Here is an 11,972-nt window from a genome sequence, read left to right on the forward strand (position 1 = left end):
AGGTCATTGGCATCCGTTGTGGACGTGCCTAGGTCGTCAATCAGTTTCGCGATTTCAGGGTTAGCAAGAAGCTTCTTTTCAATCGCATCAATCTTGGCCTTATCGGCCGGATCTCGTCTCGCCACAGTAGTCATTCTGGCTTATCTCCTTATGCGGGATCGGTTCCCACACACAAACCATCAGACACTCTCATGAAGAAAAACGGAACCACATCCAAAGGCACAACCAGGTGGCGGTGCAAAGACCCGAACTGCGGTAGCTCCACAACACGAACCCGCACCGATCGCACGCAGGCCCGCAACTTTAAAGCCTTCGTCTCCTATGCCACCTCCACAGCAACGTTGTCTGAACTCGCCGGGCAACAAAGGGTGAGTCGTTGGACACTTGATCGCCGATTCGAACCGTTTTGGCTCATCGATATCCCCAACGACGGTGCCCCGCAGCGCGTCTACGATCAGATCTTCATCGACGGCACCTACACCGCAGCTGGCTGCCTGCTTGTGGCAGCCAGCTGCGACCACGTCATTGCATGGCACTGGACCAAACACGAAACCGCCCACGCATACACGCAGCTACTTCGCAAAATCGCCGAGCCGCTCTGCGTCGTCCTCGACGGCGGACAAGGCGCACTCACCGCGATTAAAGCCTGCTGGCCAAACGCAATGATTCAGCGTTGCCTCGTCCATGCGCAACGCGTCATCCGCCGCTACACCACCTCACGGCCACGCACCGACGCCGGCAAAGCCATCTACACACTGGCGTTGAAGCTAACCCGTGTCACCACGCTCGACCAGGCACGGGAGTGGACGCTGCGTCTGCACGACTTCGGTCAGGTATTCAAAACATTCCTCAACGAGAAAACACCCGTGCCAAAAGAGCGCCGAACACTCAATAACCAGTGGGAATGGACTCATCTGCGGGTGCGTAAAGCCTACAACTCACTGCTGCACCTATCGCGCAACAATTGGCTGTTTACCTACCTGCAGCCACCACCGAATGCGCTTGATCCTAAACACTGGGCTTCAACGACAAACAGTCTTGAAGGCGGCATCAACGCCCAGCTCAAACGCATCGCCGATGCGCATCGAGGCAGGTCTGGGGAACGCCAACGAAAAATGCTCGAGTGGTACCTCCACACCAAAAAGCAACTGCCTGACGATCCGCTAAAAATCGCCAGGCAGTGCAATTTTGGCCAAGATCAACTCGCCAAAGTCAACGATCTTGCCGAAGAAGACCACAACAAAGCCGACCAGGAAACAGGACGACCAGCCTTCTACGACAACGCTATCCCAACCGAGTACGAACACTCGATAGGAATCAGAAAAGGCCCCATGAAGTAACAAACCGTATCCGCCCCACGACACGCCGAGCAGACACACATTCTGCTACTTAACCCGGAAAAACTACCCAGCACACCGGCAAGGTCAATCCATATTCTTTAAAATCGCGGGTTTTTATCAAATAGACTGCCGACTGGAGCGCTTAATTTATAAAATCGTCGATTTTTAACAATTAGGGTTTCCCTCGGGCTTCCCTTAACTGCGCTAATTGATCGAAATGGACCTCGCTAAGAAAAGTGCCAGACGAGGTCAGGCGAGCTGAACTTCTTATCCCCCTCACCACGCTCCAATTAGTGTGAACCATCAAAGTGAAGTTATCTTGCGGCGATGACAGGGTGTATTAGGACGAGCTTTCCGCTTAACTTTCTAATACTCTAGATAGCTCCACATTCTCGTAGTAAGCAGAATGTGATTTAACTGTTTCGCTCACGTCGTGGTTGACCGCAAACGAGGCGTCGGGCCTGGCCCCCGGAAATTGGACAGGTCGGGGATCAGGCCCTTGAACCCCCTAACCGCCTTGCCTACCCCACCTTACCCCGATACTTCTCCAGTAGGACCTCCAACTCAGCGAAGAGAGCTGGGCTGTACTTCGAGTGGTGGAGCCCGCGCTCTACGCTCGGGGAAAGAAGCCGGCGGGATTGCTGAGGTCATGGCGCATGCCATCATGCACCACGACGCGAACGGGGTGTCCCTCGGAAATGAGGAGAGCGATGGCGCCGGTAAGCTGCAGTTCTCCGCTTTGCCGGGAGTGATATGGCGAAGAGCGCCAAAAATCGCGCAGCCCAAAAGGTAGCGCCCCGTGGCCACCACATCCGAAGGCGCACTTTCAACCGCAGGTTTTTCCACCATGCCCACAACCTTCTTCACCCGAATCTTCTCACCCATGGCGGCGGTGGGCTCAATAACGTCATCAGGAAGCATGACGACAAAGTAGTCTTCATCAACATCCGAAACGGATTTCTTAGAAAAGCTCTGGAACCTGCCCGGCTCTAGGCGTCAACGTTCCGGTAACCAGCTCGTCGTACTCACCACCTAAACGCAAAAGCCCCTCCTTGAGTTTAATACTGGTCTCACTTTCCTGCGCATGTCCATCACACCTGTCAGAATCGAATCATGTCTGTTGAAGCTCGCGCGCTGTCACTGCGGCGTTTGATGCATAATTCTGCCGCGATCCGGCTTCTTGCTGCGGATAATGCGCCGGTGATCCTGGCTGTCATTGCGGAGTACTTTCCGCGCGGTACTCGTGCGCGTCCGGCGGCGGAAGTCTATGAACTCATGGTCACTGATTTCGAAGTCATCGCCAGCGAGTTTCCCATGCCCCGCACGCCACAAAGCTATTGCAATGATTGGGTCAAGGCCGGTTGGTTGGTGCGCAAATCCGGGAGAAGCTCACGGGGTGAAACACTCGAGCCCAGCGAGGAAGCATTATCTGCACTGGAAGCTATCGAGCGCTGGGAAGCACCAGTGACCACGGTAACAGCCTCCCGTGTGGAATCGATAAGCTCGGCCTTGCAGAGGTTGGCGCGGGATACTAATGAGGACATCGCCAGCCGCGTGGCCAGCTTGGAAGCAGAACGCGCGCGGATTGACCGCGAGATCGAGAAAGCACAGCTGGGCCAGTTTGAAAGACTTACCGCTGCGGAGACGGAGGAACGAGTCCAGGACGTTCTCAATATGGCTATGGCAGTACCGAGCGATTTCGCTCGAGTGCGCCACGAGCTCGAGGCCCTCAACCACCAGCTTCGCCGGCAGCTCTTGGATCCGGAGGGATACCGCGGTGACGTGCTGGAGGAGATCTTCAACGGCGTGGACCACATCGCGGAATCAGACGCTGGCCGCAGTTTCCAGAGCTTTTATTCCCTCCTTATGGATAGGGAGCGCAGCGCCTGGCTAGACCAGTGGATTGAGCAGGTACTCGATAGCGATACCGGTCGAGACATAGCACCGGTTAGGCGTAGGCAGCTGCGCAGCCTCTTTCGCGATATGGAAGAAACCAGCTTTGAGGTAAACCAGACCATGACGGGGTTGGCGCGCAGCCTGCGACACTACGTATCCTCGGAACAATTCGCGGAGGATCGCCGCATGATTGAGCTACTGCGAGAAGCCCGCGGAATGGCCATTGATGCCGCGCAAACTAGTGAACTCAAGGCCTTCCACCGGATGGACACACCCTTGCAGCGCATCGGCATGTCTATTCACTCCGTCTCCCGCATCCGCTTGGCCAACCCTGGGCGCGAGGTGGTGGAGGAAGCGCCCGTAGCCTTCCAACCAGGCGAAGAAGATGCACAAGCCCTGTATGAGCTGGTGCGCGAGTCCGAGATCGACTTTGAGGAGCTGCACGAAGCGATTCGGCAGACAGTGAGCGATTCCGGCCCCTGCACCATCGCCCAGGTCCTGCAGGCCCATCCCCCAACACAAGGCCTGGCCAGCGTGGTGGGATTAGTCCACATCGCTGACCAACATCCGCTGCCTGCTGTGAGAGAGTCTTATGAGAAAGTCACGTGGACTGAGGAGGATGGCACCATACGTGCCGCGCAGATTCCTACTATGTATTTCGATCACACAACTATTGAGGAGCTTCAGTGACCGCCGCTCACAGTCCCCGCGTTGATTCCGCACACGAGCCCCCGCTGTGGGAACACGATCAAGGAACGCTGACCTACCACTCGCGCCGCGCCTTGGTGCAGCTGCTTCAAGGGCCACTTATTCGCGCGCAAAACGAGCCGGTGTTGTGGGCAGCGATTATCTCCGATGAACAGAACCTGCGTGCCCGGCTGCACGAGGTGTTCCTCGAGCTCGTCATCGATGAGACCGAGGGTTTTGCTTTTACCCGCATGGTAGAGAAAGACAGTTTGAGCATCCCGCAGGTGCTGCGCACGGACAAGCTCAAGCACATCGATACCGCCATCTTATTGAACCTGCGCCAGGAGCTGGGGCTGGCGCTGCCGGGTGAGCGCGTCATCGTGGACGTGGAGGATCTCCGGGAAAGCATCGGCTATGTCCGCGCGGTGGATAACCGCGACGAGGCCGGGTTCACTAAGCGCTTCAACGCGGCCATTAAGCGCATACAGAATGACTATTCGCTGCTCAGCGCCACGGAGACCGAAGGCCGGCTGGAGGTCTCCCCGGTGCTGCGCCAGCTTTTCGATGCCTCAACGGTCACCGCCATCCGGGATGAATACGCCCGCTTGGCCCGGACGGAGGACACTGAGGAGGACTCTACCGATGACTAAGCACACAACCCTTTACCCAGGCCAGTTCCGCATCAGCCGCATCCAGCTCATCAACTGGGGAACCTTCCACGGCTACTTTTCCATTCCGGTAGCGCGCAAAGGTTTCCTCATCACCGGTGGCTCGGGGTCAGGTAAATCCACGCTGCTGGATGCCATGTCGGCCGTCCTCGTTCCGCAGAACCACGTGAAATTCAACGCGGCCTCGCAGCAAGACCTCGGTCGGCACAACGGCCGCAATTTGGTCTCCTACGTGCGTGGTGCGTGGCGGCAGCAGGAGAATACTCAGACCGGTGAGATTACCCCAGAGTACCTGCGTGAGGGTGCCACAAACTCGGTGGTGGCGCTGACCTATGACAATGGCCAGGGCAAACAGCACACCCTCCTCGCCATTTTCCGCCTCAACGGCGGTGAGAACTCCGTCGGCCAGATCAAGAAGTTGTATGGGCTGGTGCCGGGCGATGAGGACGTCGATAAGCTCAGCCCCTTGCTCACCCGCAGCCTGGATACTCGCAAGATAAAGGCCTTGTATAAGGGGCCCGGTGCATCCTTCACTCCAACCTATGCCACGTTTGCGGACCGCTTTCGCAAACGTCTGGGTATTAAGAATGTGGAGGGCCAGCTTCTATTGCACCGCACACAGTCCGCGAAGTCACTATCCAGCCTGGACCAGCTCTTTAGGGACTACATGCTGGATGTGCCGAATACCTTTACCAGGGCGGATGAAGCTGTGGAACAGTTTGAGGACTTGCGCCAAGCCTACCTGCGGGTCGAGGACGTGAAGGCCCAAATTGATACGCTAGCTCCCCTGCCCCAGTTCCACTCTCAACGGTCAAGCGCCGAGGCAGAGAAAGAGAAGGCAGAGGCCATGAGCGAGGCGCTGCCGGCGGTACGCGCACGCCTAGTGGCAGAGGAACTGGACTACCGCATCCGTGCGCTCACAGCACAGCTGGAGGAGGCCCAGTCCCAGTCGGAGACCCTCAACGCTGAGGTCGCGCACCTGGATGATGCCGAACGCCGCGCCGCGGTAGCCGTTACCCAGCTCAGTGCAGGCGAGCTCGATGCTTTAAGTGCCAAGATGGAGACTGCAGATAGGGAGATTGAGCACCGCACGAAGGAATTCCAGCGTCTGAGCACGGCGGCTGGCGCGTGGACTAAAGATTACGAGTTTAGCCCCCACGGCTTTGCTGAGCTGCAGGCCAACGCAAAACTGCGCATCGCGGATTTTGAAACTGACTCCGCCGACCTCACCAACCAGCAGCAGGAAGCCGGCGTGGGCGCCCGCGATGCGGCCACCGCCTGCGCGACACTCGAGAGCGAACTGCGCTCCTTTAGCTCGCGGCGCACCAACATCGACAAGACTCTGGTAGAACTGCGCGCGCAGCTAGCTCGGGATACCGGCTATACCGAATCCGAGCTCCCCTTCGCTGGTGAACTCATCGATATCAGCCCGCAGCAGGCGGACTGGGAGCCGGTGATTCAAAAACTCCTCCACGGTTTTGCCGCCACCCTGCTCGTGCCCGAAGCTGCCCGCGACACCATCAACCGATGGGTCAATTCCCGCAACGTGGGCACCCGCCTGGAGTACCGCACCATCCCGGAGTTCGCCCCCGTTCCGGCCTCCGCGCGCAGCCCGCGGCAACTCATCCACAAGCTGGAATTCCCAGACCACGCCATGGCGAATTGGGTACGCCAGCATATTTCGCGCCGCTTTAACTACGAGTGCGTGGACTCGGTTGCGGAGCTGAATAAGGTCACCACCGCCCCGGCGGTAACGCGCGACGGCCTGGAAAGCCGCCCCAAGGATAAGGACGGCTCCACCCGCTTCATCAAAGATGACCGCAAGCGTTTTACCGGCACCGCCTGGTACCGCGTGGGCTCCACCAACACCGCCAAGATTGAGCTGCTTCGCGCCCAGCTCACGGAGGCCAAGGCCACCGCTCGTGCCACGGCCAAGCAGGTCCAAGACCTGAACCGGAAGATGGACATCTTGCGCTCCCAGCGCGATAAGGCCCAGCAGGTGCTGGAAACCTCCTTCCAGGACATCGACACCGCCTCCGCTAAGGCCCGCCGGAAGGACCTGCAGGAGCAGTATGACTCGCTGGCCTCCTCCCCGGAGGCCCAAGCCTTAGCTGCAGCCCACGAGCAGGCCAAGCAGAAGCTTACGGCTGCACGCGACCGGCTTAACGCCGCCCAAAAGCACCTGGGCAACATCGAAGGCGAGCTTAAGCGCTCCACTGCGCGCCGCCGCGCCATCGGCACCGTACCGGAAATCCATGACCGGGACATCGCGAAAGCTGTCGAAGAAGCCCTACACAAAGGCAAGCGCAAGCTCACCATTGATGACATCGATGCCCGGCGCGATGAGGTGCAAGCTAGCCTCCAGAACACCGCCCGCACTGCTACGCGGCGCATCGAAGACGCCAACGCGAAGATCGTCTCCGTCCTCCACACCTACCTGGCCCAGTGGCCGGCGGAAGCCGCGGATATTGAGCCGCAGGCGAGCTACGCGGGCGAGGGCATCGAAAAGCTCAAGTTCCTGCGCGCTGACCGCCTGGCGGATTTCCGCGCCCGCTTCCTCGAGCTGCTCAACGGCGCAACTGTGCGTAACCTCTCCCACCTCACCACGGACCTGCGGCGCGCCCGCAGCGATATTGAAATGCGCATGGAGTTTATCAACAAGTCGCTTGAGCGCTCGCCCTTCAATGGGGAGCGCACGCTGCGCATCGACGTCAAAGATGCCCGCGGCCAAGTAGTCCACGATTTCCAGCGGGATCTCGACGCCGCTACCTCCCACAGCTTGGGCGAAATCAGCGCCGATGATGCAGAGGCCGCCCTCGCGCGCTACCACGCGTTGGACAAGATCTTAAGCCGCTTGGGTTCCAGCCAACCGGAGGATATCCGCTGGCGCAACGTGGTGCTAGACACCCGCCGGCACGTCAGCTTCATCGGCCGCGAGTGCTACCCCGATGGCACCACGGCCAATACCTACCAGGATTCCGCTTCGCTGTCTGGCGGCCAGGCGCAAAAGCTCGTTTTCTTCTGCCTGGCGGCGGCACTGCGCTTCCGTCTGGCGGAGCCCGACCAAGACGTGCCTACCTATGGCTCCATCATCCTGGATGAGGCTTTTGACCGCGCCGATCCCACGTTTACGCGCACGGCCATGTCTGTCTTCACGTCCTTTGGCTTCCACATGATTCTGGCCACGCCTTTCAAGCTCATCCAGACACTCTCGCCCTACGTGGATGGCACGATTGTGGTCAAGTACGACGAGCCCACTATCAATGGCCGCCCGCAGGCCCGCACGGGCTATTCGCTTATCGACGCCTCCACCTACCAGGATCCCGACCATGCGCAGCCCTAAAGATCTGCAGTACCACACCGCAAAATACCTGCACAACCACTTCGCCGAAGCGCTCGCCGAACCGGATTCGCTGCACTTGGCGTGGCCACTGCACCCACCGACAGCCACTGCCGCCGCCCGCGATATCGGCACCACCCAAGACTTCATCCGCGCCTGGCAGCGCTGGCCGCACCAGGATGAGCTCGTCTACGCGTCCCGCAATTGGTCGCGCGCGGGCCTCGGCACGAATAACGTCCCTACCCGCATCACCATCAACGGCGCCGAACGCATCGCCGCTGCTGCCGGTCTCACCGCCGAGTACGCCCGCGCCCGTAAGCGTGCGCACAGCATCGCTGCCATCTTTCCCGACTCCCCCGACTTCGCCCACACCGTCCGCCGGTCTTATACCCAGTGGAAGGACTTAAGCACCTACGATCTACGCTGCCTCGCACCGTGCCTGACCTGGCTGCGCGCCAACCCCAACTCCGGCGAATGGGAGCGCGCCGTCCCGGTGGAGGGTGTGGACGGCAAGTGGATTGGTGCCCACCGCCGCCTGCTCCTTTCGCTCCTCGCGCCGTTTGGCATCACGGACTTGGGCCTGCGTCGCAGCGATACCCGCCTGCGCCTGCGCTACCTCAACCACGCCCCTGCGCTCAGCGATATCGAAATCCCCCTCGCCCAGGCAGCCAACCTTTTCACGGACAGCCCTCCCCGCGTCCTCATCGTGGAGAACAAACAGACCTTTCTGGCCTTGCCCACGCTTTCCGACGCCACCCCTCCCACCATCGCCCTCCTCGGCTCCGGCACCGCCGCCCACCAACTTCACGCACTGGACTGGCTCAACCACACCGACATCACTTACTGGGGCGATCTCGATGCTGCCGGCTTTGCCATCCTCAACGCCGTGCGCGCCCACTTCCCCCACACCACATCCCTGCTCATGGACACCGCCACCGTCACCACATTCCAGCACCTCGCCGTCCCCGACCCCGGCGACGGCTCCGCCACACTCACCCACCTCACCACCGAGGAGGACCGCGCCTACCGCCAACTCTTCACCGCCGGCAGGCTGCGCATTGAGCAGGAGCGGATTCCGTTTTCTCATGCGAGTGCGGCGATTGTGGAGATTTACGGACGAACTCAGCTTTAGCGAACCCCCGCATAGCAAGCCCCTCTCCCAGGCACCCCGAGATCCTGAATCACATTGACTAAATCTTGATTCACGCGTTTAATCGAACCTAACGAGGAGTGCAAACATGAACATACCTACTGATTTTGGAGAGCGCGTTCGTACGCAGCGCCAGCTGCGCGATCTTAACCAGCGAGATCTTGCTGCCATGACCGATGGCATTCTGTCCCAGCCGACTCTTGCCCGCCTGGAGACGGGCACAGCCACGCCAACTCTTCACCACATCATGGCCCTCGCATGGGCTTTGGGCATCGATGCCGCCGAGCTTGTGGATGCCACCCCGCTCTCCCAGCGCGTACGCGTTGCCGCCCGCGGGGACGGCGTTGGCGTGGATACTGCGGCACAGCAGCTGTTGCCTTTCCTTCAACTGCGTGTGAATTTGGACGGCCTCAATGCCTAAATCGAAAAGCCCATCACAGCAAGGCATTGACCTAGCTGCCCGCTTTCGAGAAGACCACCTGCTAGGTACCGAACCGATTGATGACATCAATGGCCTCATGAAGCTGGTCGAGGCGGACTTCATTATCCTCGAATTGCCGAGCGGCTTGGATGCCTTAACTCTTCGCGATCCCACCTCGAGTGCATTAACAGTGGGGATAGGAACGAGCAGTAATCCGTATCGCCAACGGTTCACCGTGGCACACGAAATTGGCCACATCATGGCCGGTGACATCACAGAAGACGGAGCTGCCCTGCTCTGCGATCCAACTCATCCTTCCGAAACGCGCGCGAACACTTTCGCACGGTGCGTGCTCTGCCCTGTGGAGGCACTCCGTACTCTGTCCCAGACTTCGTCCCAGGAGGAGCTCTTATCGGACGTCGTTCAGCGCTTCCAGGTCTCCCCCACTGTGGCAGCAATCCAACTCTGCCAGGCCGGGCTCATTTCGGAGGAGACAAAGGAGGAACTCAGAAGCTACTCCACTAAGCAGCTCGCCTCTCAATTTGGTTGGAAAGCCAACTACGATCACGCTGCCAGGATTTCAAAGTTGCCTCGTGCCTCTGAAAGGCTCGTTGCTGATGCTTACAAGGCCTACGACCAGGGACTCGTGGCTCTTTCTTCGGTTGCCTTCGCTGAACAAGTCAACATCGAGGAAGTACTCGATTCAACAGGTGGTTCGCAACGCCCATCCCAGGACGAGCACACAGATCGCAACAATATCGAAGCTGACCTAGCAGACTTCTTCGCTGAAGAATAGGTGCGGCATGACTAGAAAATTTATCTTCGCCGATACCAGCGTGCTCCTCAATTTCATCTGCGCCGGCGAACAGGATCTCCTTCTCAAGTTCGTGGGCGATGAACAGCTTCACGTACCGCAAGCTGTTAAGGACGAAGTAGAAAGAAAGCTAGAAATTCCGAGGTTCCAAAGCGGCTCTAAAACCTGGATTTCCCTGGTCACACACGGTCACATAAAGGTCCTCGCGGATGATTATGACCGCCTATGGAAGCACATCCATCTGTTCTCTGGCCCTGGTTACACAATTCAAGGCGGGATGGCGAAGAACCTTGGCGAGTACACCGCTATCGCACATTGTCTTGCGCTCCTCGAGGACCATCCCAACGCAATGACTGCAATCATCATCGACGACGAAGAAGCGAAACAGCTCATACGGAAGCGACAGGCGGCAACAGTCTTTACCACCGAAGCAGTGCTCCTCCGCTGCGTGCACCTTCACGCCCTCACGAACCGCGGTGAGTCACGACGGGTGTGGGAGAAACTCTCGAAGTTCGACAGTCTCCTCCCCTTCGAAGAAACTGTGCTCAACGATCGCACTCACTATCACCGCTTTAATTAGTCCTCGCCTCATGCTTTGTCATCGCTGGGTTCCACGACATCTAAAACTATCTTCAGTTGCTTTGCTAATGGGCTAAACGAACTCCAGCGTGGTAGCGAAGATTTTCTGACGAAACTCAGCCCCCAGAAAAGCTGCCAGCCCTACTCTCCCCTCCTCCTAGCTTCTCTACGCTCACGCCTTCGAGCACGTTTCGCTTTGCGAATGTCGACGACCCAACGCGGAACAAAAGGCCACGGAAGTGGAACCCCGAAACCACCCGTCATCCCGACAGCTCCGATAAAGACAGCTGTCACGAACACAACCCGCAGCACTGATTCCACAAACTCAGGAGGGTTCATGCTTTCAACCAACCCTAGGACACCACCAGCACCCAGCATCAGCGAGCAATAAGGATAATAGAAGAGGACGCCATCACTAGCTGCACCTTCCCAGGCGCTTTCGTCGTACCACTGTTCCGATCGGGGATTCCGCCGCACCTCCAGGATGTAGTAGGTCCACACGAGCACCATGACAAGCACCAACCCGATGTAAAAGAGCAAATCGGAAGTATCCGCGTCCATAGAATATGGCCTCCTGTGGCTGCTGGTAGCGGTATGTAATAAGACGCTACCAGCGCCCGCTGAGTAAGGCATGAGACTAAACAAAATACGTATGCAGAAAGCACACCGGCCACGGAAAAACTTATAGGCCCAAATATTTGTCGCGCCTGTAGTCCTGCGCCCTTAAGGCCTTTAGCGTGCCCGACTTCCGCAGCATCCGCGCCGCGCACACGCCCCCGCCTTCGCTCTGCCCACCATCGAGTACTCTGCCACAGCCTCGCTTGCCGACGCCCCTTTCCACCCCCGCTCACAACTCCCCAGTACTTTTGAGCCGCAGTCCGCGCCCCACTCGCTCGCGCAGTGGTGCACGATGTGGCCTGCCTGCCGCACGCCGCTTAGCACTGCCTCCCGCATACCCATTACGTTGTTGGCAGTTCCGCTTGAAGGGGCCCAGGATTCGTACTCCTAGCCCCATGCTGGGGCAGGTTATGTTTATCTGCGTTCCTTCTGCCTTGTGGCAGTGGAACTAGTCGCTGG

General features: G+C 58.7%; 9 protein-coding genes and 2 pseudogenes. 8 read left to right on the plus strand and 3 right to left on the minus strand.

The window, feature by feature from the left end; all coding sequences use genetic code 11:
- Nucleotides 1-134 (minus strand): annotated as a pseudogene (locus tag MHY24_RS12190) (IS256 family transposase); the annotation flags it as partial.
- A gap of 57 nt (nt 135-191) precedes the next feature.
- Here MHY24_RS12190 and MHY24_RS11690 point away from each other — a divergent pair.
- Nucleotides 192-1,340, plus strand: coding sequence for an IS1249 family transposase (locus MHY24_RS11690; RefSeq protein WP_239230845.1), 1,149 nt, complete (start codon nt 192-194; stop codon nt 1,338-1,340).
- 521 nt (nt 1,341-1,861) lie between these two features.
- Here the strand turns inward: MHY24_RS11690 and MHY24_RS11695 are convergent.
- Nucleotides 1,862-2,306: pseudogene (locus tag MHY24_RS11695) on the minus strand (UTP--glucose-1-phosphate uridylyltransferase); the annotation flags it as partial.
- A gap of 147 nt (nt 2,307-2,453) precedes the next feature.
- On the opposite strand from MHY24_RS11695, the gene MHY24_RS11700 reads away from it, so the two are divergent.
- From MHY24_RS11700 to MHY24_RS11730, 7 genes are all read left to right on the plus strand, one after another.
- On the plus strand, nt 2,454-3,926 hold the full coding sequence (locus tag MHY24_RS11700; protein WP_239230849.1) for a DUF3375 domain-containing protein: 1,473 nt from the start codon (nt 2,454-2,456) through the stop codon (nt 3,924-3,926).
- Nucleotides 3,923-4,573 (plus strand): DUF4194 domain-containing protein, encoded by a 651-nt coding sequence (locus tag MHY24_RS11705; RefSeq protein ID WP_204611311.1) that lies wholly within the window; start codon nt 3,923-3,925, stop codon nt 4,571-4,573. Before MHY24_RS11700 ends, MHY24_RS11705 begins: the two co-directional genes overlap by 4 nt.
- A complete protein-coding gene (locus MHY24_RS11710; protein ID WP_239230852.1) occupies nt 4,566-7,934 on the plus strand; it encodes an ATP-binding protein in 3,369 nt (1,122 codons plus the stop codon). The genes MHY24_RS11705 and MHY24_RS11710 overlap by 8 nt, the downstream gene beginning before the upstream one ends.
- Complete coding sequence (locus MHY24_RS11715) at nt 7,921-9,063, plus strand: DUF3322 domain-containing protein (protein WP_204611308.1); 1,143 nt, start codon at nt 7,921-7,923, stop codon at nt 9,061-9,063. The genes MHY24_RS11710 and MHY24_RS11715 overlap by 14 nt, the downstream gene beginning before the upstream one ends.
- A gap of 106 nt (nt 9,064-9,169) precedes the next feature.
- A complete protein-coding gene (locus MHY24_RS11720) occupies nt 9,170-9,502 on the plus strand; it encodes a helix-turn-helix domain-containing protein (RefSeq protein ID WP_204611306.1) in 333 nt (110 codons plus the stop codon).
- A complete protein-coding gene (locus MHY24_RS11725; RefSeq protein WP_204611305.1) occupies nt 9,495-10,298 on the plus strand; it encodes an ImmA/IrrE family metallo-endopeptidase in 804 nt (267 codons plus the stop codon). The genes MHY24_RS11720 and MHY24_RS11725 overlap by 8 nt, the downstream gene beginning before the upstream one ends.
- A 7-nt stretch (nt 10,299-10,305) precedes the next feature.
- Nucleotides 10,306-10,896 carry a hypothetical protein gene (locus MHY24_RS11730; RefSeq protein ID WP_204611304.1) on the plus strand — a complete coding sequence of 197 codons (591 nt, stop codon included), beginning with the start codon at nt 10,306-10,308 and terminating at the stop codon, nt 10,894-10,896.
- 140 nt (nt 10,897-11,036) lie between these two features.
- On the opposite strand, the gene MHY24_RS11735 is transcribed toward MHY24_RS11730, so the two are convergent.
- Nucleotides 11,037-11,456: a hypothetical protein gene (locus MHY24_RS11735; protein WP_239230854.1), complete on the minus strand. Its 420-nt coding sequence runs from the start codon at nt 11,454-11,456 to the stop codon at nt 11,037-11,039.
- Nucleotides 11,457-11,972 lie beyond the last annotated feature (516 nt).

The organism is Corynebacterium sp. ACRPQ, from assembly GCF_022347225.1.
Lineage (GTDB): Bacteria > Actinomycetota > Actinomycetes > Mycobacteriales > Mycobacteriaceae > Corynebacterium > Corynebacterium tuberculostearicum_D.